This is a genomic window from Propionispira raffinosivorans DSM 20765, assembly GCF_000381065.1.
Lineage (GTDB): Bacteria > Bacillota > Negativicutes > Selenomonadales > Selenomonadaceae > Propionispira > Propionispira raffinosivorans.
In genome coordinates this window covers 325,467-349,422 of the sequence record NZ_KB905839.1, presented here as the reverse complement: position 1 = coordinate 349,422, position 23,956 = coordinate 325,467, and the positions used below count along the sequence as shown (strand labels likewise).

18 protein-coding genes, 5 tRNA genes, 1 rRNA gene and 1 riboswitch are annotated in these 23,956 nt (G+C 38.3%); of the genes, 2 read left to right on the top strand and 22 right to left on the bottom strand.

Annotation, left to right across the window (positions count from 1 at the left end):
• The 7 genes from F606_RS0101590 to F606_RS20340 all read right to left on the bottom strand — a co-directional run.
• Positions 1-426 (bottom strand): 16S ribosomal RNA (locus F606_RS0101590); the annotation flags it as partial.
• 74 nt (positions 427-500) lie between these two features.
• Positions 501-575, bottom strand: a tRNA-Gly gene (locus tag F606_RS0101585).
• A 550-nt stretch (positions 576-1,125) separates the two neighbouring features.
• Positions 1,126-1,211 (bottom strand) — tRNA-Tyr (locus F606_RS0101580).
• Positions 1,212-1,224: 13 nt separating this feature from the next.
• Positions 1,225-1,301 (bottom strand) — tRNA-Arg (locus tag F606_RS0101575).
• A gap of 61 nt (positions 1,302-1,362) precedes the next feature.
• Positions 1,363-1,438 (bottom strand) — tRNA-Ile (locus F606_RS0101570).
• A gap of 10 nt (positions 1,439-1,448) precedes the next feature.
• Positions 1,449-1,523, bottom strand: a tRNA-Gly gene (locus F606_RS0101565).
• A gap of 185 nt (positions 1,524-1,708) precedes the next feature.
• Complete coding sequence (locus tag F606_RS20340; protein ID WP_245741207.1) at positions 1,709-3,088, bottom strand: amino acid permease; 1,380 nt, start codon at positions 3,086-3,088, stop codon at positions 1,709-1,711.
• Positions 3,089-3,317: 229 nt separating this feature from the next.
• On the opposite strand from F606_RS20340, the gene F606_RS0101555 reads away from it, so the two are divergent.
• A complete protein-coding gene (locus tag F606_RS0101555; protein WP_019552103.1) occupies positions 3,318-3,947 on the top strand; it encodes a YigZ family protein in 630 nt (209 codons plus the stop codon).
• A 56-nt stretch (positions 3,948-4,003) separates the two neighbouring features.
• Here F606_RS0101555 and F606_RS0101550 read toward each other — a convergent pair whose 3' ends face one another.
• From F606_RS0101550 to F606_RS0101485, 14 genes are all read right to left on the bottom strand, one after another.
• Complete coding sequence (locus tag F606_RS0101550; protein ID WP_019552102.1) at positions 4,004-4,417, bottom strand: VOC family protein; 414 nt, start codon at positions 4,415-4,417, stop codon at positions 4,004-4,006.
• Positions 4,418-4,533: 116 nt separating this feature from the next.
• Positions 4,534-5,943 (bottom strand): SGNH/GDSL hydrolase family protein, encoded by a 1,410-nt coding sequence (locus F606_RS20335; protein WP_019552101.1) that lies wholly within the window; start codon positions 5,941-5,943, stop codon positions 4,534-4,536.
• A 120-nt stretch (positions 5,944-6,063) separates the two neighbouring features.
• The gene (locus F606_RS0101540) at positions 6,064-7,323 is read right to left on the bottom strand and encodes an NAD(P)/FAD-dependent oxidoreductase (RefSeq protein ID WP_019552100.1); all 1,260 of its coding nucleotides are present in this window, start codon (positions 7,321-7,323) and stop codon (positions 6,064-6,066) included.
• 211 nt (positions 7,324-7,534) lie between these two features.
• On the bottom strand, positions 7,535-8,899 hold the full coding sequence (gene rpoN / locus F606_RS0101535; RefSeq protein WP_019552099.1) for an RNA polymerase factor sigma-54: 1,365 nt from the start codon (positions 8,897-8,899) through the stop codon (positions 7,535-7,537).
• An 87-nt stretch (positions 8,900-8,986) separates the two neighbouring features.
• Positions 8,987-10,270 (bottom strand): hexokinase family protein, encoded by a 1,284-nt coding sequence (locus F606_RS0101530; RefSeq protein ID WP_019552098.1) that lies wholly within the window; start codon positions 10,268-10,270, stop codon positions 8,987-8,989.
• A 118-nt stretch (positions 10,271-10,388) separates the two neighbouring features.
• Positions 10,389-10,769, bottom strand: a complete 381-nt coding sequence (locus F606_RS0101525; protein ID WP_019552097.1) for a VOC family protein — start codon at positions 10,767-10,769, stop codon at positions 10,389-10,391.
• A gap of 75 nt (positions 10,770-10,844) precedes the next feature.
• On the bottom strand, positions 10,845-12,731 hold the full coding sequence (locus F606_RS0101520; protein ID WP_019552096.1) for an ABC-F family ATP-binding cassette domain-containing protein: 1,887 nt from the start codon (positions 12,729-12,731) through the stop codon (positions 10,845-10,847).
• Between the two features lie 107 nt (positions 12,732-12,838).
• Entirely contained in the window at positions 12,839-13,507 is a 669-nt protein-coding gene (locus F606_RS0101515) for a cytochrome b/b6 domain-containing protein (RefSeq protein ID WP_019552095.1), read from the bottom strand.
• A gap of 15 nt (positions 13,508-13,522) precedes the next feature.
• Positions 13,523-13,834 (bottom strand): iron hydrogenase small subunit, encoded by a 312-nt coding sequence (locus F606_RS0101510; protein ID WP_019552094.1) that lies wholly within the window; start codon positions 13,832-13,834, stop codon positions 13,523-13,525.
• Between the two features lie 17 nt (positions 13,835-13,851).
• Positions 13,852-15,066 carry a [FeFe] hydrogenase, group A gene (locus F606_RS0101505; protein ID WP_281166751.1) on the bottom strand — a complete coding sequence of 405 codons (1,215 nt, stop codon included), beginning with the start codon at positions 15,064-15,066 and terminating at the stop codon, positions 13,852-13,854.
• 696 nt (positions 15,067-15,762) lie between these two features.
• A complete protein-coding gene (locus F606_RS0101500) occupies positions 15,763-17,094 on the bottom strand; it encodes a hemolysin family protein (protein WP_019552092.1) in 1,332 nt (443 codons plus the stop codon).
• 69 nt (positions 17,095-17,163) lie between these two features.
• Positions 17,164-18,324, bottom strand: a complete 1,161-nt coding sequence (locus F606_RS0101495) for a DEAD/DEAH box helicase (RefSeq protein ID WP_019552091.1) — start codon at positions 18,322-18,324, stop codon at positions 17,164-17,166.
• Positions 18,325-18,365: 41 nt separating this feature from the next.
• Positions 18,366-20,648: a DNA topoisomerase 3 gene (locus F606_RS0101490; RefSeq protein ID WP_019552090.1), complete on the bottom strand. Its 2,283-nt coding sequence runs from the start codon at positions 20,646-20,648 to the stop codon at positions 18,366-18,368.
• Between the two features lie 25 nt (positions 20,649-20,673).
• Positions 20,674-21,051: a YkvA family protein gene (locus F606_RS0101485; protein WP_019552089.1), complete on the bottom strand. Its 378-nt coding sequence runs from the start codon at positions 21,049-21,051 to the stop codon at positions 20,674-20,676.
• A 229-nt stretch (positions 21,052-21,280) separates the two neighbouring features.
• Positions 21,281-21,452: riboswitch (Lysine riboswitch) on the top strand.
• 95 nt (positions 21,453-21,547) lie between these two features.
• On the opposite strand from F606_RS0101485, the gene F606_RS0101480 reads away from it, so the two are divergent.
• Positions 21,548-22,801, top strand: a complete 1,254-nt coding sequence (locus F606_RS0101480) for a diaminopimelate decarboxylase family protein (RefSeq protein WP_019552088.1) — start codon at positions 21,548-21,550, stop codon at positions 22,799-22,801.
• Positions 22,802-22,885: 84 nt separating this feature from the next.
• On the opposite strand, the gene pfkA is transcribed toward F606_RS0101480, so the two are convergent.
• Positions 22,886-23,845 (bottom strand): 6-phosphofructokinase, encoded by a 960-nt coding sequence (gene pfkA, locus F606_RS0101475; protein ID WP_019552087.1) that lies wholly within the window; start codon positions 23,843-23,845, stop codon positions 22,886-22,888.
• Positions 23,846-23,956 lie beyond the last annotated feature (111 nt).

The window sequence follows — 23,956 nt, the reverse complement described above, 5'->3', positions numbered from 1 at the left end:
TCATCCTCTCAGACCGGCTACTGATCGTCGCCTTGGTGGGCATTTACCCCGCCAACTAGCTAATCAGACGCAGACCCATCTTTTAGTGACAGCTTATATATAGAGGCCATCTTTAGTAGCTTTCCCATGTGGAAAAGACACAACATTCGGTATTAGCACCGCTTTCGCGATGTTGTCCCCATCTAAAAGGTAGGTTGTCTACGCGTTACTCACCCGTTCGCCACTAAACTAAGCTCAACACCCAATCTTCTGACTGGATGTGTTGCACTTTTAAAATGCGTGGTGAATTCATTCTTCATTCACTCGCATTCCGGCTTAACATCTCTACTTTTAAAAGATTCGGTGTTAAGCTTAGTTCCGTTCGACTTGCATGTGTTAAGCACGCCGCCAGCGTTCGTCCTGAGCCAGGATCAAACTCTCCAATAAATTATATTAGAGAACCTTGATAGGCTCAATTAATTAAAATTGATGTTCCTCGTATAAACTTGGAACGAATATTATGGAGCGGAAAACGAGATTCGAACTCGCGACCCCCGCCTTGGCAAGGCGATGCTCTACCGCTGAGCTATTTCCGCATACCAACTTAATTTTAGTTTGAATAAATTCAAACCCGCACATCTGGCTTGATACATGTTGCTACATATATCTTAATTACATTGTTTAGTTTTCAGAGAACACTGTGTGATTTCTGTTAATCAGCTTTTATATAGTAACACAACCATTTGGTTACTGTCAATATATTTTCAAAAAAATCCTGTTCAAACCCTTAAAAATCTCTTTTAGTAGTTTGCTCTATTTTTTCTTGTTTGTCGTTGTTGTTTGCATCAGCGACTTGTATTATATTACACTATACTTTTTACATTGTCAACATGTTTTGTAATTTTTTTCCCAATTTTACTGTTTATAATTTATAAAGTAAACCCATGTACTTTTTTTAATAAAAAAGCAGAGCCCCATTATAAAAACGAGGCCCTCAAGTATGACAAATAAATTTAATTTTCGTTTTGGAATCTTTTTATATTATAACCGAAGCGCCTCATTTGGTCAACCGTATATTTTATTAAAGTTAACCATTTAGTGAAAAATAAAATGTACAAGCAAAGGCTGTACATTTATGAATTACAGTGGTGGGCAAGGATGGATTCGAACCATCGTAAACCGAAGTTGGCAGATTTACAGTCTGCTCCCTTTAACCACTCGGGCACCTACCCACAATATAATTTTTGGTGACCCTGGCAGGAGTCGAACCTGCGACCCTTTGATTCGTAGTCAAATACTCTATCCAGCTGAGCTACAGAGTCATAATAAAACAACCATTAAGTTTCAAAATACACAATCCAATATCTTTCCACTTTGAAAATATGGTGGGCCCATCTGGACTTGAACCAGAGACCGACCGGTTATGAGCCGGTTGCTCTACCAACTGAGCTATAGGCCCAGAAAGAAAATGGAGCGGAAAACGAGATTCGGACTCGCGACCCCCGCCTTGGCAAGGCGATGCTCTACCGCTGAGCTATTTCCGCATGTATCCCACTAGGTTGTATTCCCTAGGAACATTTATATATTATACCTATCTATTGTATGTTTGTCAATAGTATTGTAGAATTTCAATTAATATTTTTTATTTATCCTCATAATAGAAGTTACTTATATAAAAACAGACAGTATCGGTCTAATAAAAACCGATATTGCCTGCTTCGTGTATGACTTATTCTTTTTGTATGGCCGGATGATGTACCACGTGATGTTTCTTTAGTCTATACCAAATCATCGGTACCACCATCATCGGAATACCCGCATATAAAGTAGATCGAAGATCTGCTGTAAAGGCAATCACTAATAAACAAATAACTTGAACCCAAATACCAAACAACGTGACATACGGGAAAAACGGTGTTTTGTATTTAAGTGTAGATTCAAGTCCCTTTGCTATAATTTTATTACGGAAATTGTACTGACTCCAACAAATCGAAATCCAAGCCATAGCTCCCGTAAAACCTGATACTGCTAATAAATACGTATAAGCTGTTTCACTCGCATCCAAAGTATACAAAGCAATAACCAGCCAGCAGCCACAAACTGAAACCAAAATAGAATTTTGCGGCATTCCATTTTTATTAAGAGCCCCCAGCCATTTAGGCGCCATATCAATTTTCGCCAAAGCATGCAGTGTTCTGCCGCTTCCATACAATCCTGAATTTGAACAAGAAATAGCAGCGGTCAATACCACAAACGCAAATACAGAACTTGCTCCACTAAGCCCATATTGGCTCAGCGCCGCTGCAAAAACACTTTCTTCTAAAGTCGCCTGATCCCAAGGCAAAATCGAAATCAAAAGTGAAATAGGTATGATATAAAGCGCTATGATGCGCCAAGTTACATTGCGTACCGCGATAGGAATACTTTTTTCCGGATGTTCACATTCTCCTGCGGCCAAGCCGATAATTTCTGATCCTTGAAAATTAACCATTATAATAACCATCGTTAAAATAATGGACCAATACCCATTTGGGGCAAAGCCTCCATGACCAAGTAAAATGCTGGTTCCCAGTACGCCTTGGTCACCAATCAAACCAAGACAGATCAGTATACTTACAATGCTAAACATAACCAGCGCTACAATTTTAACAATCGCCAGCCAAAATTCACTTTCACCAAACTTCTCTACGTTAAAAAGATTAATGACCGTCACAATCAAACCAAACAGAACAGCCCACCAAACCTGACTTACTTCTGGTATAAATTTATTCATAATAATTCCCGCCGCAATCATTTCCGACGGTACATAAGCAATCCAATTCAGCCAATAAGCCCAGCCCACCCCACAAGCCCAAGTGGACGAAATATTGTCTTTCGCATACGTTACAAAGGATCCCGAAACAGGCTTAGCTACAGCGAGCTCTGCCAAACACAACATAACGCAAAGTACAATTGCGCCGCCCAATAAATATGCCAGAATTGATGCCGGACCCGCTTTCTCTAAAACATATCCGGTTCCCAAAAAATACCCACTACCGATAATCCCGCCAAGAGATATCAGTTGAAGATGTCTGTTTTTCAAACCCCTATTCATCGTTGGTTCTTTCATGACTGTATTAACACGACCTTTCTTTCTATAAAAATAGTATTCTTTTATTAAGTACATACAGGATACTACAAAATAAAAATTTTAGCTATACTAAAACTTTAAATTCATACTAAACCTGATAAAATTTTTTCAAAAAAGCTGCTTTCCAGGGCTGTATTCAATGGACAATTGGTTACAAATAGAAGCTTTTCCTGTATAATCAAAGAAAACAAATAAACGAGAGGATTTTATGGATATAAACTACAAAACAATTGACAAAGGTTCTACAGCTGAATATGAAATCAGTAAATCTCGCTTTTTGACCTTTGTGGAACCCATTGCCGATGAAGCTGCCAGTATGGCATTCATCAATAAAATTAAAAAGCAATATTTTGATGCCAGACACAACTGCTCGGCTTATGTCATTGGGCAAAGCACTTTACAAAAAGCAGATGATGATGGTGAACCTAGCGGGACTGCTGGCAAACCTATTCTGGAAGTCATCAAAAAAAATGAACTCAGTGATGTGGTCATTGTTGTAACTCGTTATTTTGGCGGCATAAAACTCGGTGCTGGCGGTCTCATTCGAGCTTATGGAAAAGCCGCTACTCTAGGTTTAGAAACTTGCGATATTGTCCTTCGTACCCTATTCATTCGTATTCGCATCGATATCGACTACACATTACTTGGTATATTAGAAAATAATTTTTACAAAAAAGATATCTTTATTGAAGATAAAATTTTTACTGACCAAGTCCAACTTTTTATTCTTATAAAAAAAGAAGAAACCGACACGTTGATTCAAGACATTACAAATTGGACTGCAGCTGCTTGCAAAATAACGAAACTCAATGAAACCTACAAAAACATGCCAATCTAAAAAAGGCTGCATTCCCTTAGCAAAAGGAAATGCAGCCTTTTTTAGACCAAGCAGTTTTAGCGTGCTTCTTTAAATGGCGAATACAATGTTTTATATTCATCGGTCTGCTCAATTAATTTATATACATAAACGTGCACACCATTCGGATCATCCACTACAAAGCTCCGTTCTCCCCATGGTTTATCCTGTAAAACCTGGCAGATCGTAATTTCTTCGTCTTGAAATTTTTCATACTCAGCATCGACATCTTCAACTTCAAAGGATAATATCATACCCCTGCCACCAAAAATTTCGCCTTCCTCTCGCTGCGGTAACGTAAAACTAATACCAGCATCTTCTGTCTGCGTGGTCAATTCAATATACCAATCGCTTTCATAAGCGAGTTTGAAACCAAAATATTTCATGTAAAAATCCTTCGATTCTTGCATTCGGTCCGTACTAAATGTTGTATCTATACGCTTTATTTTCATTTTATCTGCCTCCAAAAGTAAATCAACTATCAATTTTCTAAGTTTATTCAATAATTTTCTCGCAAACCTACACAAAATTTTTTCGTGCACATGAGACTTCATTTTATTTTTTTATATTAAGTGATTTGAAATTTATTTTTTAAATAATCGCCGATAGTTTGTCCAATAATTTTTTTACCTTCCATGTCTGGATGTAGTCCATCCGTCGTCAAGGATTCAGATAACCAGCCCCGCCAGTCCGTAAGCCGAGGTGTCACATCCACGTAAGCTGGTTGCTGCCTAACCCAGTTATTGATTTGCATTTGTTGATACTCCCATCCCGTGGTTGGAATCAGACCAGCAACAGTTGTCATAAGTCGAGGGTTAATTGGGGTAACCGTAACAAAAACTGGTGTAATCTTATTGATTAAACATTTATCACGAATTTGGCTCAACGCCTGTATAACCTGTCCTGCCGAATCTCCAGCACGAATGTTGTTAACCCCTCCCATAATGACAAGGAATTGTGGTTTAAATGGAAGGACGTCGGCGTCAAAGCGGGCCAGCATTGACTCAACGGTATTTCCGCTAAACCCAAGGTTCAAAATCGGCACACCAGTATACGTTTCCCAATTGTACATTGTATAGCTCGGTGGATTTGATACAGCTCCGCCGCCATGTGTAATGCTATCGCCTAAAGCAGCTATTTTTATATTTGTATTCGTAACTATAAAATAGCTTGCCGTTGACCAATCGCTAATCGGCTGAGATACTGCATTTTCAGCACGCACTCGCCACCAATATGTACCAGGTTTCGCATAGGCTGTATCATCATAGTAATCATATTTTTTAGGATCCGTCACCCAATCCGTCTTAAGTAATTGATCCGGTGTTTTGGGATTATTATCATCATCAAAAAAAACCTGTATTTCATATGCATTGGCCTTCAGATAAGGTATCCATGAATATACTGGATACAATGGTGTATAAGCCATTTTATCAAATTGTGTAGTTACTTTCGGTGCCGTAGGATTTACTTCCTGCAGGACCAACGGTTTTAATTCTGTAAACCGTGAAATAGGAATTCCATTGACATCCATCGCACGTACCTGCCAATGCAGGTCGTCCCCCGCTACATTAAAAACAGCTGTAGCTAGTTCATAACCATTTGTATAAATTTCATCTTTCGTTGTTACTATATGATCTTGTACTGGTGATTTCCCCTTGGTAATCACCAGTTGATACATAACTGCATCAGCAACCTGGTTCCAAGTAATGCGGACTTTATCAATCATTTGTGGTTCACTCACTGGACTGTTTATTACCAAAGTTTTAGCAGAAGGCTTCGCCGTCTCTGCTAAAGCCTCGCTGTGTTTAAGTGTAACTTTATAAGCTTGAACCGTTGTACTTTTGAGTTTCACTGCTGATTCTGTCTGCACTACAGATTTCATTTCACTATGTCGTGCCTGTGCTTCTTGTAAAAAGCCGCCTTCTATGCATATACAAATAAGCAGACAGCTCCACGCACAGTATACTCTTTTCATCATAAACAATACCTCTATAAATAAGAATGTGGAATAAGTCTATAACCCATTCCACATTATACCACAATCTTATACAATTATATCTCAAGTTTAAATATTTTTCACGCTGCATTTTCGGCTTGTTTATTCTTTTGTAATAATTCTGCCCAAACGAGTGCCTGAAAAGAAATTCCACATCCATTTTAAAGCAACGGTAATATTCGTATGTGTACCCGCCAAACGCATCAAATGAACCACCATCCAAGCACACCAAGCAAAAAAGCCTTTCATCTGCCATGTACCTTTAAACATAACCGCATCGCCACGACCAATTGTTGCCATACTTCCTACATCTTTATAGGAAAATTCATCCAATACAGTTTCTCCACGAATCAGTTTTATGATATTACCAGCTGTAAGAAGTGCTGCCTGCGTCGCCACCGGAGCAATGGTCGGCAAAGGGCTTCCATCCTGTATAAAACAAGCATTATCACCAATAGCAAAAACTTCTGGATGATGGATTAACTGTAGTGTTTTTTGTACGACAACCCGCCCAGATCGATCCAAGTCCTCACCTAGCTTAGCAACAATCGGTACCGCTTTTACACCCGCAGCCCAGATAACTGTCTGTGTCGGAATCACTTCACCATCTTTTAAAGTCAGTTTTTGACCATCATAGTCTAGCACCTGTGAATTAAGACGTACATCCACTTTTTTGCGTTGCAGAACATGGATCGTTTCTTCTCGAAGATTATTTGGCATCATCGGTAACACTTTATCAGTAGCTTCAATTAATTTAATATCGACTTGCGAAAAATCAAGATTATGATATTCTTTCGCCATCACATGGTAGATAAGTTCCGATAAAGACCCCGCCTCTTCAATGCCAGTAGGACCACCACCTACACAAATAAATGTCAATAACTGCTTGCGTTTTTGCGAATCTTCTTCTTTATTCGCTTCTTCAAATATATTCAAAATATGATTACGAATTCGCACGGACTCTTCCAATGTTTTCATACCCATACAATGTTTTTCCAGCGTATCCATGCCAAAATAGTTTGTCATCGACCCAGCTGCTATCAGTAAATAATCATAAAAAACAGGGCCATGATCCGTGATAATTTTTTTTGCGCCAAGATCAAAATCAATAACTTCACCTAAAAAAAACTCTACATTGTTATTTTTTTGAAAAAACGCCCGAACCGGATAGGCAATCTCAGCCTCTGCTAAAATTGCTGTTGATACTTGATATAAAAGCGGCTGAAACAAATGAAAATTATTTCGATCTACGATTGTAATGTCTACGTTTTCATTTGCTAAACTGCGTGCTGCTTTCACACCACCAAATCCAGCCCCAATTATAACCACATGTTTTCTTTGCTTGTTATCATCCTGACTCATATAGATCCCCTCGCCATCCTATAGAATCTGGCCTTATAAAAAATTTTATAAGGATAAACAAAAGCTCCTGTACTCTAAATATTCTTATTTTTCCATTTATTAAAACGATATCCACTAAGAAACAATATACGTACAAAGCATGGAGCTTGCCTCTATTATATGTGAAAGTTCAAAAAATAACAATTGTTTTTTAATATACTCTATATAGGAATTAATACCTTTTTCGTTTCACAGATGACAGAAATCCAAGCTGTTCCCGATACTTCATCACGGTCCGTCTTGATATATTCATATTTTTCGCTTTCAGCATATCACTAAGCTGCTGATCACTAAATGGCTTTTTACAATCCTCTTCTTCAATCATTTGTTTTAGCATCATTTTCACTTGACTGGCAATAAGTTCTTCGCCTTCCATCACACTACCCAAATTTGCGGTAAAAAACTTTTTCAGCGGAACCACACCATGCGGTGTCTCAACATATTTATTGGCAACCGCTCTGCTAACCGTCGATTCATGGACATTAACATTTTCCGCAATCGTCTTCATCAGCATGGGGCGTAAATAATTTGTTCCTTTATCGAAAAATTCTTTTTGCAGTCGTACAATCTCAGTAACTACATTAAATAAAGTCATCCGGCGCTGCTCGATGCTCTTTATGAGCCAGGCTGCTGAATTCACTCTCTGTTCAATATATTTTTTCGTATCATGATCAAAATTCACACCATTTTTATAGGTTGAACTAATATTCAGTTTAGGTGTTCCATATTGATTCACTAAAACAATATATTCATCATCTATTTTTCGAACCACAACATCCGGCACAATATAATCCGATTGTCTCCCGCCATAGGAGCTCCCTGGTTTAGGGTTAAGTTTACGAATAATATCAACTGCTGCCTGCACATCATTTGGTGAACAATTTTCTTTTTCAGCAATCATTTTAAACTGTGCACTTGCAACTGCATCAAGATGTTTATCGATAACAGCCGCGATAAGACCTTGATATATATCTTGCTGTTTCGCTTGTATCATTAAACATTCTTTTAGATCACGCGCCCCTACACCTGCTGGGTCAAAAGTTTGAATTATTTCTAATATAATCTCCACCGCTGCTTCATTCACTTGCATAGCTATGGCAATTTCAGCGCATGAAATACGCAAATACCCACAGTCATCAATTGAGCCTACAATATACTCTGCAATTTGATGTTCTTCTTTTTTCGAAAAAGTAAAATTTACTTGCTCAATCAATATGTCCACCAGTGAATTTTGTGAAACCTCCATCACTTCAAAACTTTGGTTGGTATCATCACGTATAACTTTTCCTGGTCGCTCATCACCTAAATAATTTGCTAAATTTGCTATATCTTCAATGCTATACCGATCTGTCGTTTTTTCATCTACATCCGTTTCAGAAAACGATTCATCCATTTCTAATGCCGGATTTTCTAAATATTCATTTTCTATCATGGTACATAAGTCTTGTGACGAAAGCTGCAAAATCTGAATAGCTTGTTGTAACTTCGCTGTCATTGCTAACTTTTGTCCAAGATTCAGACTTAAACTCTGTTCCATACTAACAACCTCAATCAATCCTTATACTATAAGAACCGGCCCGATAAAACCAAGCCGGTCCGCTTATAATTTTTAGTCTTAGAAAATTTAAGTCACGGGTTCAATGGCACTTGCAATAGCTGCCCCGAGACCTGATCCTCCATTTTCCAGCACCGTATCCAATGCCGAAGCCTGTTCACCAAGTATATCATATAAAGCTTTTTGAATCGACTCAACACATAAAGGCATCTTTTCATAAAGAGAACCATCAACCGCTATGTGCTGCTTTCGAACTGTATCACCATCAAGATGCCAAATGATACCAGCGAAAGTAGCCGCCACAAGTCTGGCAGATCGAACCACAATTGCTTCGGCGAGTGCTTTAACCCATTCACACTCTTCTTGCAGAATGGTTCGTTCCAGTTTGACTTCCATAATTTTTTTTACATCATCTAATGCGGTCGTTTTGTCAGACAAAATCGCCGACAAATCAATACTCGTAAAATCATAAGATTTATTACTTGCTCCAAAACCATTGGCAATCACCAACCCAAACAAGACTCCAAGATAGCGTCCTGATACCATTTTTTCCAAACGCTGCTCATTCGGTTTTTCTGACTGCTCATCTAAAATCTTATCATATGTATTCGGCGCAATTTTATTGAATGCTCCTGATTCCAAATTAATGATCATCCGAGCCTTCGCTTCACCTTTATAAGGTTCCAAATAACAGGTATTATGACCTGTTGCATAAATCGAACCAATATAAGTCGAACTTTGTTTATAGGCCGCCGCTAAAAGCACGGCAACCGTATCATTGATCACAGCCGTCGGGCGAACATTGCCCACACCATTTCGCACGAGTGCCTCACGCAAAAGATCATTGACAACTTGACCTTCTACACCTTGCGTGGCAAACTCTTTGGTCCAAATAATTAACTTGGCATTGTATAAATTGGTTTGTTCAGACGGAAAAGAAAAGGTATGTCCAAGCAAAAATTCTTGCTCATGATTTTCATCGATAGCCTCATCCACAAGTCCTGCAATAAAATCAAATAAATCTTCAGCTTTTGCCTGGGCATCAATAAAATCATAAATACCCTGAACGCGCAAAGGTTTAGCGACCTTTTTCAATATTTCAAATTGACCATGTCCATGCAGCTTAATCCGTAAAACACGAATATTCGTCCCCCCAAAATCAAGTGCCAAAAATTCACCTTGTTCAGTGCCTGCTGGCAGACCCACATAAGATTTAAGCATACGCAATGAAGATGTCTGCTCATCAACCAATCCCATTTCTATATCACGTCTAAAAGCAGCCGAAATTTGCTGAAGTTCTTCTTGATTAACCGTAAATTCATCAATCATGCACTGGAATTTTTGTTTGTTCAAAATAATAACCCCCTCCTTATCATGCAACCATTAAAAATAAAAAATCTTCTTATATTGTACCATAAAAAAGTCCGATGGATAAGTATTATCCATCGGAAAATCAATGCTGCTAAAAATACTAACTCTGTGACGCATGATCCTTCGGTATCACTTCTAACCAATATCCATCTGGATCAGCAATAAAATAAATCCCCATTTTTTTATTTTCATAGCAAATACAGCCCATTTTTTCATGCAAGGCGTGAGCAGCTGCAAAATCATCCACAGAAAATGCCAAATGAACTTCATTTTCACCCAAATTATATTTTTCCGTACGTCCATGAATATAGGTTAATTCCAATTCATGCGACGTAGCACCATGATCACCTAAATACACTAAAGTAAAACCCTCACGATCAAGCCGTCTCACCTCTTCAAGTTCCAAAGCTTTTTTATAAAAATTGAGTGACTTATCTAAGTCCAATATATTAAGATTATTATGCAAAAATTTAAACTTCACGTATCCCGCCTCCAAGTTAATTTTAATTCGATTTTCTCTATAAAATAATTTCGCTGCCAAATGTATTTATCCTGCTTATTTTTGTTGTTCTGCTATATCTTCTAAATACGCCCAACGCTCCATAAGTGCATCTAGCTTGGTCTGCAAAAGCTGTTGCGTTTTTGTAAGTTCATTTAATTTTCCATAATCAGCACCAGCTGCATTGATTTGCTGTACCACAACGGACAGTTCACCTTCAGCACTTGCAATAACTGCTTCAATTTCAGCATATTCACGTTGTTCTTTAAAAGTCAGTTTCCGGCTACAGATTACAGGCTGTTCTTTAACAAACTTCTCCTTCGCATCGGACAGTTTGTTTTTTTCTTCATGAACTGCGGCCGTCTCCATCGCAGCTTTATAATAAGAATATCCGCCCAAGTACTGTGTCAATTTACCACCTTCACCGTAAACAAAAACTTTATCGGCTAAACGATCAACAAAAAAACGATCATGTGACACGAAAATAATTGCACCATTAAAATTATCAATAAAATCTTCCAATATAGTCAATGTCTGCAAATCCAGATCATTCGTCGGTTCATCAAGTAAAAGCACATTTGGCTCACTCATTAAGATCCGAAGCAAAAACAATCTTCTTTTTTCACCTCCAGATAATTTGGCAATTGGCGACCATTGCAAATCACTGGGAAATAAAAATTTTTCCATAAGCTGTGTCGCACTAATCTTACTGCCATCGGCCATTGTAATAAAATTAGCCACTTCACGTATATATTCTACGGCTCGCAGTTTTTCATCCATTTCGATATTCGTTTGAGCAAAATAACCAATTTTCACAGTCTGACCAATGATTAAAGTACCAGTTGTAGGGATCAGTCTACCCGCAATTAAATTTAAAAGTGTTGTTTTACCTGAGCCATTTGGTCCTAAAATACCAACACGGTCATTACGCAGCAAAATATAAGAAAAATCATCTAAAATTGTTTGATCATCTATCCTATAACCTGCATGTTCAATCTCAATGATTGTCCGTCCAAGCCGGCTGCCACCAAGACCAATTTCCACTTTGCCCTGATCCAGGTCCACTTTATTATTTTTCAATTCTTCAAAACGATCAATTCGCGCTTTTTGTTTCGTTGAGCGAGCTTTTGCTCCACGCTGCATCCAGGCAAGTTCTGTCCGCAGCAAATTTTGCCGTTTACGCTCAGAAGCACCTTCACGATCTTCGCGTTCAGCTTTGAGTTCAAGAAACGCTGTATAATTACCTTGGTACGTATAAGCTTTTCCCTTGTCCAGTTCCAAAATTTTAGTAGCCACACGATCAAGAAAATACCGATCATGCGTTACCATCAAAAGAGCACCCTTCACTTTATGCAGATATTCTTCCAGCCAGCCAATCGTCTCACTATCAAGGTGATTGGTCGGTTCATCCAATATCAATAAATCACAGGGATGGATCAGTGCCGATGCCAAGGCCACTCTTTTTTGCTGCCCGCCTGATAATTCGCCAATTTTCAACGTGAAATCAAAAATGCCAAGTTTCGTTAAAATAGCCTTTGCATCACTCTCGATCTGCCAACCATCCAATTCATCGATCCTTTGCGTAAGATTCATAAGCTTCGTTTGAACTGCAGTATCTTCCTGATTCTCCATTAAAACAATTTCATACTCTCGTAAAACTTCCATAATCGGCTGTGTTCCTTTGAATACTTCCATCAGAACTGTATGATCCAGTGCAAGATCATGATCTTGCGACAAATATTCCACCTGAATGTTTTTCATTGTAATAATATTACCCGAATCCGGTGTAACTAAACCAGCAACCGTTTTAATAAAGGTTGATTTTCCTGTACCATTTACGCCAACGATACCAATTTTATCACCATCGTCGATACCAAAACTGATCTTTTCAAAAAGTGTTTTTTCACCATATGTTTTCGTTAAATTTTCTATTGATAAAATCATAAAATATTAACCCCTAATTTCAATCTTTAAGCTTTAATTATACCTTGTTTCACACAAAAAAAACAGTCTGCTCAATATTTATCAAGCAAACTGTTCAATCTATGAATTTAGTTGGTTGTTTCTACAGGTTCAATATCTTCATTGACCCATAATTCATTATGATGTTTGGCATCATTTACCCGCATGGTTCCATCACCAAACATACAAACGCACTCTTTCCAATTATAGATACTAAGGACAATATGTCCACAAACAACACAAACCGTTAGTCCTAAGCCCACAATTAAATGAATTAAATCCGCATAAAAAGCAATTTCTTTTGGTACCATCGGAAGTGCTGCATATAAGATCCAGCCAGTTACAACAACAAGAATTGTACCAATAAACACCATAATACCCATCATCTTTTGTCCTGAATTCATTTTGCGCATAGGTGGAACCGGAACAATTTTACCCAAAAATATTTTTTGCGGATAACCACCGGAAACTTTCATCCACGCAACATCATCCTTCGTCCAAGTGAATATTTCTCGCCAAAAAGCCACAACACGTTTATGTCTAAAGATAAAAAAGAGTACGCAAGCTAACGATAAAACCCATGCACCGGCAATATGAACCATCATCAATACATTCATCATATCTCCACTAAACGGCTTCAGCCATATTGCGATGCCTGTAAACGCTGTCGGCAAAAAGCCTAAGATTAGCCCCCAATGGAATAACCTTGTACCTGCTTCATGTTTTAACACGACTGCATTGTCATCATATTTTGTCATCTATATATCCTCCTTTTAGCCTAATTTCGTCCGATCAACATATTTGGTATGAAATAACTCTTCTGCTACTGGACTCAATGGCTTATTTGCTAACTTCGCATACATATCCATTAAACTTTTATTTTTATGACTTTGACGAAGCGCACTTTCTTCATCATCTTTATAAAGACCGGCTGTACGCAATTTAATATATTTATTGCGATCTTCGACCACATCTGTAATTGCATAAGCACCAGACCAAAGAATCGCAGCTGCCACACCTGTCAACGCGACAAACTCACGCCGCGTTACTTGAATTGCTTTTTCAATATAATTATAAGTTGCCATGTTCATTTAACCTCCTATTAAGACCAAGGGAATATAGCTTTGGTTTTACCAAGCCATGACGTTCCCATTGGATTGATGGGCTGACCACCGCCATTGACACAGCCCGCTGGACAATTCATCACTTCGATAAAATGATAAGGTGAGGTTCCTGCTTTAATATCAGGAAGAAGTGCTTCAACATTTTTAGTACCATGCACCACAGCGACTTTGAGAGTGATTTCTTTATCCGTTCCTTTGACTTTCATCAAAACATCTGCATATTTCACAAACTCCAGACCACGTACTGGTTTATAGGAAAGATCTGCCATCTCTTCACCAGTAACCACAAAATAAGCCGTTCGAAGCGCAGCTTCCATAACGCCGCCAGTTGCACCAAAAATTGTTCCTGCACCAGTATATTCCGCTAAAGGATTGTCTTTTTCTGTAGCTGGTTCAACCGTTTGCAAATCAATGCCTTTTTTCTTGAGCAGACGTGCCAAATCGCGTGTCGTTAAAACAACATCCGTATCCGGATAATCAGCACTATGACCATGTTCTTTCCAATACTTTGCCGCCGAATGAAATTCGGGACGTGAAGCCTCTAATTTTTTGGCCGTACAAGGATACACTCCAACCACATAAATTTTTTCTGGTTCGGTATGCCAAACTTCTGTAGCACCATATGTTTTCACCACTGGACCTGCCATCCCTTGCGGTGATTTAGCTGTTGATAAATGATCCAAAAGATCCGGATGATTTAATTCTATGTAACGTACCCAAGCTGAACAACAAGATGTGAACTGTGGTAGTGCTCCCAGATGATGCGTAGTAGGAAAACCCAGTACATAATGCTTGATTTTTTCAACCAGCTCCATGCCTTCTTCCATGATCGTATTATCCGCAGCAAAATTTACATCCATAATTTTAAAACCTGCTTTTTTTAGTGCCCCATACATTTTTTCAGTCACCAAAGATCCCGGTTCCATACCGAATTCTTCACCCAAGGCAACACGTACTGCTGGTGCAATCGTTGCGACAACAGTAATATTAGGATCATCGAGTTTTTTCATGACTTCATCAACTGCATCCACTTGATCTTTGATGGACCCAAACGGACAATTCACTAAACACTGACCACACTGCAGACATTTTGTTGAATCAATATGATGTATTGCACCATATTTACCATCAATCGCATCGGCTGGACAAAATGATTTACAAGAGTCGCAGCCCTTGCAAATTTTTGGATCAATTTGAATGATTTCAGTTAATTCATGTTCTTGATAAGATTTTATAATAATCTCCCCCAGTCTTAATAAGGACAGACATCAATAAAAAAATCACTTTAATAATCAACAATTCTATCAACAATCAAAAAATTTTATTACTTTAATATGCCCTAACACCTTGAAATAGGTAGCACAATTCACAATAAAATGCAGTTTACACTATAAATCCATCTCATTCCAATAAATACACATATTAGTAGAAGGATATCATCACTAAAATATCCCTTAACATATCCATTAAAAATCAACACGCTCTCAGCAAGCTGCATAAATCATATGAATTGATATGATAAATTTTATCTTTTATACTGAAATATAAAAGAATGTTTTCATTTTTGAAAAAACACATGCCACCTCTATCAAATCAATGATCATTCGATTATGCACTACACTATTTATATTTATTATACACTACGATACCTTAGAAAGTACAGTGTTATATATAAATATGATGCATAATTTTCCCAATAATCATTAATAATATTTATCATATTATAATTAAAAATAAAACATGTACTACTTTTTTTACTTTTGTACAAAAATCCGCCTATCATGTAAACTTTCACCAATTATTTGCTTTTAATGAAAATTACCTACGCAAAAACAGACAGCAACAATCTGCTAAAAAGCGGACTGTGCTGTCTGTAAAAAAATCATTTATTATTCAATATCATCGGAGTCTCGTTCCAATATATAATGCAATTTAATCAAAACACGCGTAATTCGCATGTGATCAACCTCTTCAACAAAAAACTGATCACCATGATAGATAACTTTATGACCCACTTGAGGTGGTATTTCTATTCTTGAATAAAGCCATCCGCCAATCGTATCAACATTGTCTGGATCAAGATCCATTTTCAACTCATCATTAAGCTCTTCAATAAGCAGCCGTGCATCAACAGAATACGTATCACTTGATCGCTGTTCAATCATCGGTCGATCTTCATCAAATTCATCTTGAATCTCACCGACAATTTCTTCAACAATATCTTCAATCGTTACAAGTCCAGCAGTTCCTCCATATTCATCAACCACAATAGCAAGCTGCGAACGAGTCTTTTGCATGAGTTTTAAAAGATTACTAAGTGACATGGATTCCGGCACCACGGATGCTGGTCTAACTAATGTACGAAGTTCTGGTTTTTCGCCGACATAAAGTCCGCGAAGCAAGTCTTTAATATGCAAAAAGCCAATAATGTTATCTTTATCTTCTTCGCAGATTGGATAACGCGTTAACTTTTCTTCCAAGGCAATTTTTACATTTTCTTCAAAAGAATCCTCTGTATAAAGACAAATCATATCTGTACGCGGAATCATAACTTCACGTACATTACGCTCCGAAAAATCAAAAACATTATCCACAAAAGTAAGTTCCGTTTTATCAATATAACCTTGCCTATGGCTTTCTTCCATTAATATACGTATTTCATCTTCAGTATGGGCAGCATCACCCGCATTCGAAACTTCAATACCAATGATTTTCCGCAGAACCCAGTTTGCCACATGATTCAACATCCAAACGATTGGGTACATCACTTTATGAAACAGAATCATTGGTAAGGCCACACCTAAAACAACAGCCTCCACTTTTTGAATGGCCAACGATTTTGGAGCTAACTCTCCTAAAACAATATGTAACGCTGTAATAAAAGAAAAGGCTATCACAAACGCTACTGTGTGCCCAACTTCAGCCGGAATTCCGATAAATACAAGCAGTGGATTAATAATTACTGCCACTGCTGGTTCACCTACCCAGCCAAGGCCAAGTGAGGCCAGCGTTATACCAAGCTGCGTCACTGAAAGGGATGCATCTAAATGATCGACCAGTTCTTTTGCATATTTTGCCTTTGTATTTCCTTCTTGTATCAACATTTCAATTTTGGAAGAACGCACCTTTACAATAGCAAACTCTGCTGCCACAAAAAATCCGTTCAAAAACACCAAAAAGAAAACAATTGCCAAATTAAATACAGCCGTCAAAAAATCCAACCACGTCCTATTCGCTCCCTAAAATAGCTAGGGAGTAATAGGTTCACCTCCTAAAAATTCTCTCATACTTTATTTCCAATGTTTTGGTTTCACCATAAAATCAACAATTTTTCCATTCAGCATTTTTTTTGGCACAAATTGTAAATTTAGTTTTTTACCAATTTCTACAAAATGAGTAACTTCTTTCGAATCCACAAGTGACACTGCAATGCCAGTGGCCCCTGCTCTACCGGTTCTACCAGCCCGATGCAGATAAATCCCCTCATTTTCCGGTATATCTAAATTAATAACATAATCAATATCCGGTATATCCAGACCTCTTGCCGCTAAATCTGTTGCTAGCAGCAATGTGACTTTGCCCTTTGTAAAATCGTCAATTGCCTTTTTACGAGATAATTTATCAGCATCTCCCGTAAGAGCAGCAACTTTAATATCATTATATGTTAGATTTTCCATAGTTTTCCCAAGATCATACATTTTATTAACAAAAACCAAACCGCGCTTCACTGGGAAAAGTTTCGTTAATTTACGTAATACTTCTATTTTATCACGAAATGTTGTAATAAAATAGAAATTTTCAATCTGTGGCTGCAAAATCAAATCATCGCCTAATTTTACGATCGTTGGATTTAGAACAAAACTTGCCCGTTTCATTGTTTTAGCAGCAATCGTTGCTGAAAAAAGAAAATGCTGGCAATCTTTTCCGATACATTTCAAAACCTGCTCAATTGACTCTTGATTTTGATCATCCAGCAAACGATCCACTTCATCCAAAACCAAAAACTTAACTTGCTGCATTTTCAGTTTTCCTTTTCTTTGCAGCTCATTAATACGTCCCGCTGACCCAATAACAATTTGTGGCTTTTTTTTCAGTTTTTCAATTTGTCTGGTAACATTCGCACCACCAATCAAAGATAAAGATGTAATCTTCATTTCCGCTTTCTGAACCACCAACTGAACCTGATGAGAAATTTGCATAGCAAGTTCATAGGTTGGTGCCAAAATAACCGCCTGCACGGCGGAAGATTCCAGATCGATTTTTTGCAGAATTGGTAATAAGTAAGCTAAGGTTTTACCAGTGCCTGTAGCTGAGCGCCCCACAATATTATCACCTTTTAATGCAGCTGGAATCGTTTGTTCTTGAATTGGTGTCGGCTGCAGAAAATTCATTTCATCTAATGCCTTAACTAAATCAGGTTGTAATCCCAACGCCAAAAATTTTTCACTCATATGAATGATCCCCCTTATATATAAGTATCTTCTTTTATCTGTTACGTATTAAGCTTCGGTTTCCCATTTTCATCATCAAAAGTAGCGGTACAGCGAGGATACTGATTACATCCCCAAAAAAATCCATTGCGCCCATTCATACGCCGCAAATTTCCCGTTTGACAGCTAGGACAATGCACAGAGCTGACTGGTGCGGATTTTTCCATATGTTCTAGCACGTTGGCTGATTTTCCTCTTTTTCCCGGTTCATTCTTCATCTGTGCAATCATCGCCTGCGCGGATAACATAGACGGCAAACCAACTGTTGAATTATTCGAATTCACACTATAACTCTGCCGAACGAGTTTTGGTTTCCCATTTTCGTCATCACAGCTCATATGGCAGCTTGGATAATTTGAACAGCCCCAAAAAGAACCATTTTTCCCCGTACGCTGTATCAGTACTCCTTTTTTACAACGCGGACAAGGATGCTCTCCTTTTATGGGCAAATGAATATCATTTGCCTTTAAGCAAAGCAATTTTGTAAACTCAATCTGTGCCGTTAAAAAGTCATTTAATTCGCCATCACCATCCGCCATCGAATGTAAATGGTCCTCCCAAATTGCCGTTGAATCGGGGTAGGTCATTTCATCTGGTAAAGCATCAACCAAAAGATAAGCAGCAGCCGTGGGAAACAAATATTTTTTTTTGCCCTCTGAGTTTAAAAAACCACGTTTGATTAAATCATCAATAATCGTAGCTCTTGTTGCCTCGGTACCAATACCATAAACATCTTTAAGTTTTTTCTTTGCTTCTTGATCTTTCACATATTTATGGATTTCCTTCATACCAGCCAATAAAGTCGCCGCTGTAAAGCGTACTGGTGGTTTCGTGGCTCGATTATCGATTTTAGCATCAATATATTCTACCACGTCTTTTTTTTGCATAGCTGGTAGGGCTGAAACAGCATCCTCGCTTTTATCATCATCTTCTACCATCGAAGAATACAAGGTTTTCCACCCCACTTGTTTGATGACACGCCCGCTGACAGCAAAAATTTCTTTTTTATATAGAACCTCAACTCTTGTCTGATCATAAACATGCAACGGAAAAAACTGTGCAATATAAACTTGTGCAATGAGAAAATACAAATTTCGTTCCGTTTCACTTAAAGAAGCCAATTTAACCTTTACTTGGGTTGGTATAATCGCATGATGGGCTGATATTTTTTTATCATTCCAAGCACGACTCTTGATTTTCAGATCCGTACCTTTAGCCCACTGCGCTAAAGCAGAATCATCGATCTGAGCTAAATTAGCCAAAATAATTTTCGCATCACTCAACTGATTTTGCGGCAAATAATCACAGTCGGAACGAGGATATGTCGTCATCTTTTTTTCATAAAGTTTCTGCGCTGTATCTAAGACAAGCTGGGGTTCATAACCAAAGCGTTTTCCTGCCAGCACTTGCAGTGACGAAAGAGAGAACGGTAAACGTTGTGCTTCTTTTTTTTCGGTTGTTTGATACAGTGAAACCTGTCCAATTGTTTCCGGCTGCGCAAAATCCTCCACGAGTTTTTGCGCGACTTTCTCATCCAATAAGCGTCCTTCTGCATCAAGTCCAGCCTGCTCATCATTCGGTTTCCACACAGCTGAAAAGTTTCCATTTTCATGGGAGAACTCTGCTTTTATTGTAAAATAATCCACAGGAACAAATGCCTTTAGTTCACGTTCCCGTCGAACTACTAAAGCCAGTGTTGGTGTTTTCACCCTTCCAATCGGCAAAACCACTTTATGTCCAGCCCGTCGTGCCGCTAAAGTATAAGCGCGTGACAAATTCATACCAATCAACCAATCCGCTCTCGCTCTTGCCAACGCGGATTGTTTGAGATTGAAAAAATCACGATTATCGCGCAGCGTTGCATTCGCTTTTTTGATACTTTTTTCATCAAGCGCATTCAGCAAAATGCGCTTAACAGGCTTATTATTTTCTACATAATCCAAAACTTCATCAATCAAAAGCTGCCCTTCACGATCCGGATCTCCAGCATGAATGATTTCATCCGCTTTGTCAATCAGGTTTTTAATAATGTAAAACTGTTTTTCACATGATTTATCAATCAATAATTTCCATTTTTGCGGAATAATCGGTAAATCTTCCGTTTTCCACATTTTATATTTCGCATCATATTCATCTGGTTCGGCCTGTCGTAAAATATGGCCGAACCCCCACGTAACCACGCCGTCTTTCGTAACAAGGTACCCGTCATGCCTTGCAATTGGACCAGTAAGGCACTTTGCAATCTCAGCTCCCATGCTCGGTTTTTCGGCAATATATAATCTCACTAAATTTACACCTCATCAAAATCCCCTATTGTTTCATTAGCAATGAATATATGACCCAGAAAATAAATACCATCCAAGTCACCAGAAAAACAGCCAAAGCAAAAAAAATATAGGGTAACTTCCGTCCTAAGCGCTGCGCCTTCATTTCACTATCGTGCCGCACACCAGGTGGAAGTATTCTCATAATAAAATAAAGCAAGGCTGGAACAATAACTATATCATCCATAAGCCCTACTACAGGTATTGTATCAGGAATAAAATCAATCGGACTAATCAAATAGCCAACTGCCAATAAAAATAAAACTTTTATGCTTCTTGAAGTTGCCGGATTTCGCACTGCAATAAATAAAACCAACAAATCTTCACGAAACATTTGTACCCAGCGCCAAATTCTCATCCACATAAAAATTTTCTCCTTATAACAATAAATATTACTTTTATTTTATCACAAAAAAACGCCTAACCCTAATTATTTCGTTAAAAATCAATGTTTCTTCAATTAAGAAGTCGAAAAAGATCCGCTATGAAGCAAAAAAAACGTACATATTTTTCACAATGAAGATTGATTCTAATTTTCAATTGACACTTATCTTGAATATTGTTATAATACATACCAATATAATATTTACATATTTACAGATAGAGGTGCGATAAATCAATAGTACCTATGCAGAGTTACCAACGTTGATGTATAGGAAAAGGGATTATCGCCGAAATAATTTTCGAATGGTAAAGGAGAATTATTGGTCTTGGGTTGAATAAACACCAGACTGTCATACAAACGTATGGAGTGCTATCTTGCATGCTATAAATACGTAGCGATTTGCGAGAAGCTTTCTTTCGAATCGCTTTTTTGTTTCCGATAAGTATGTAAAATCAATTGGAGGTATTATTAATTTATGGCTGAAAAAATCTTCCCAATTTCACAATCTCAACTTGAAAAAATTATTCAAAAATATCCAACACCTTTTCATATTTATGATGAAAAGGCTATTCGCCTCAATATGCGCCGCTTATTCAAAGCTTTTTCCTGGGCACCTTCTTTTCGTGAACATTATGCCGTAAAGGCAGCACCGAATCCGCGTTTATTGCAAATTCTTGCTGAAGAAGGCGCTGGTGCTGATTGCAGTTCCCTAGCGGAACTAATCTTATCCGATAAAGCCGGAATCAACGGTGAAAAAATCATGCTCACATCCAATGATACACCAGCGGATGAATTTCAAAAAGCAATCTCTTTGGGTGCAATTATCAATCTTGATGATATTACCCATATTGAATATTTAGAAAAAAATGCCGGGTTTCCAGAAGTATTATCCTTCCGTTACAACCCTGGATCATTAATTGAAGGAAATGACATTATTGGTAAACCTGAAGAAGCGAAATATGGTTTGACAAAAAATCAATTGTTTGAAGCCTACCAAATCTGCAAAGATAAAGGCATAAAACGTTTTGGTCTGCACACTATGGTTATTTCGAATGAATTAAACCCCAATTCCTTTATTGCAACAGCGGAGCTTATGTTCAACCTCGCTGTTGAAATTAAAGAAAAGCTTGCCATTAATCTGGAATTTGTAAATTTAGGCGGCGGTGTTGGAATTCCCTACCGCCCAGAAGAAACTGCTATTGATTTAGAATATATTGGTGCTGGCATTCATACAGCATACGACAAAATCATCCGCCCGGCAGGTTTGGACCTGGCCATTGCCATGGAACTTGGTCGTGCCATTACAGGACCTTATGGGTATCTTGTTTCTACAGCACTTCATGAAAAGAAAACCTACAAGAACTATATGGGGCTTGATTCTTGTATGGCGAATCTGATGCGTCCGGCACTCTACGGTGCTTATCATCATATTACCGTAGTTGGCAAAGAAAACGCTCCTTTAGACCATACTTATGATATTACAGGTTCACTTTGTGAAAATAATGATAAATTTGCAATTGACCGTCAATTGCCAGCCATTGACATCGGCGATCGTATTGTGATTCATGATGCTGGTGCCCATGGCCATGCTATGGGATTTAATTATAATGGAAAACTTCGTTCGGCTGAACTCTTATGGAAAGAAAACGGTGATGTAGAACTGATTCGCCGGGCCGAAACACTGGATGATTATTTTGCTACACTTCACTATGATGGTTCCGTATTTTAAATACGAACTATAAAAACTCAACCAAAACTCCTACTACAAGAAAGCCCCCGCTGCGTTTTACGCAGCGGGGGCTTTCTTTTTCTTTTATGCTAATACACGAGCTAAACGAATCAATTCCGGATCCAGGGTCTTTTGATTATGTACCGCATCGTTGAGATCAATACTAACCACTTTCCCTGCATCAAAACCAAATACTACATTTGATAACCCAGAAATTAATGCCAAAGCAGCTTTTTCACCGAGCATGCTTGCTTTAATGCGGTCTTCAACACTTGGTGATCCACCGCGCTGGATATGTCCTAAAACCGACACTCTTGTATCAATGCCTGTCTTTTCGCCAACTTCTTTCCCAATTTCAATAGCACTGCCAGCGCCTTCAGCAACAACAACGATGCTGTAACGTTTACCACGATCATAAGCTTCCTTAAGTTCCTGGCACATATCATCAATATTATATTTTACTTCTGGAACCAGAACATATTCTGCCCCACCGGCAATCCCAGTTGTCATTGCGAGCCAGCCAGATTTACGTCCCATAACTTCAATAAGGATAATGCGACGATGTGCTGAAGCTGTATCTCTAAGTTTATTGATGGCATCCACAATCGTATTGGCAGCTGTATCAGCACCAATCGTGTAATCCGTTCCCCATACATCATTATCAATGGTACCAGGAAGACCGACAATCGGCATCCCCAATTTGCTCAACAACGCACCGCCCGTTAAGCTTCCATCACCGCCGATAATAACCAAACCCTGAATCCCATGTTTTTTAAAATTGGCCATGGCTTGCTTACGGCCTTCTTCTGTTTTGAATTCAGGACTGCGCGCTGTCCCCAAAAAAGTACCGCCTCTCTGAATGATATCTCCTACGGAACGAGATTCCAGTTTATACATATCATCTTCGATAGCACCTTTATACCCATTGTTAATTCCCCAAACCTCAACACCTTCATAAAGTGCCGTACGAACAACGGCCCGTGCTGCCGCATTCATCCCTGGACTGTCTCCGCCGCTTGTCATAACTGCAATACATTTTAGCATAGAATAATTCTCCTTATCTTTTGAAAAATATTTGTCCGTTTCCATTTTAACTGAAACAATTTACAAATAAAAAACTTATTTTTACTTAGTTATAAGGATTGAATATTTTAT

Excerpts from the sequence above, each read along its gene's own strand:
- pfkA (WP_019552087.1), bottom strand. The coding sequence starts at position 23,845 with ATGCTAAAATGTATTGCAGTTATGACAAGCGGCGGAGACAGTCCAGGG.
- F606_RS0101510 (WP_019552094.1), bottom strand. The coding sequence starts at position 13,834 with ATGGCAACTTATAATTATATTGAAAAAGCAATTCAAGTAACGCGGCGT.
- F606_RS0101550 (WP_019552102.1), bottom strand. The coding sequence starts at position 4,417 with ATGAAAATAAAGCGTATAGATACAACATTTAGTACGGACCGAATGCAA.
- F606_RS20340 (WP_245741207.1), bottom strand. The coding sequence starts at position 3,088 with ATGAAAGAACCAACGATGAATAGGGGTTTGAAAAACAGACATCTTCAA.
- F606_RS0101540 (WP_019552100.1), bottom strand. The coding sequence starts at position 7,323 with ATGAGTCAGGATGATAACAAGCAAAGAAAACATGTGGTTATAATTGGG.
- F606_RS0101515 (WP_019552095.1), bottom strand. The coding sequence starts at position 13,507 with ATGACAAAATATGATGACAATGCAGTCGTGTTAAAACATGAAGCAGGT.
- F606_RS20335 (WP_019552101.1), bottom strand. The coding sequence starts at position 5,943 with ATGATGAAAAGAGTATACTGTGCGTGGAGCTGTCTGCTTATTTGTATA.
- F606_RS0101495 (WP_019552091.1), bottom strand. The coding sequence starts at position 18,324 with ATGAGTGAAAAATTTTTGGCGTTGGGATTACAACCTGATTTAGTTAAG.
- F606_RS0101485 (WP_019552089.1), bottom strand. The coding sequence starts at position 21,051 with ATGTGGATGAGAATTTGGCGCTGGGTACAAATGTTTCGTGAAGATTTG.
- F606_RS0101480 (WP_019552088.1), top strand. The coding sequence starts at position 21,548 with ATGGCTGAAAAAATCTTCCCAATTTCACAATCTCAACTTGAAAAAATT.
- F606_RS0101555 (WP_019552103.1), top strand. The coding sequence starts at position 3,318 with ATGGATATAAACTACAAAACAATTGACAAAGGTTCTACAGCTGAATAT.
- rpoN (WP_019552099.1), bottom strand. The coding sequence starts at position 8,899 with ATGGAACAGAGTTTAAGTCTGAATCTTGGACAAAAGTTAGCAATGACA.
- F606_RS0101520 (WP_019552096.1), bottom strand. The coding sequence starts at position 12,731 with ATGATTTTATCAATAGAAAATTTAACGAAAACATATGGTGAAAAAACA.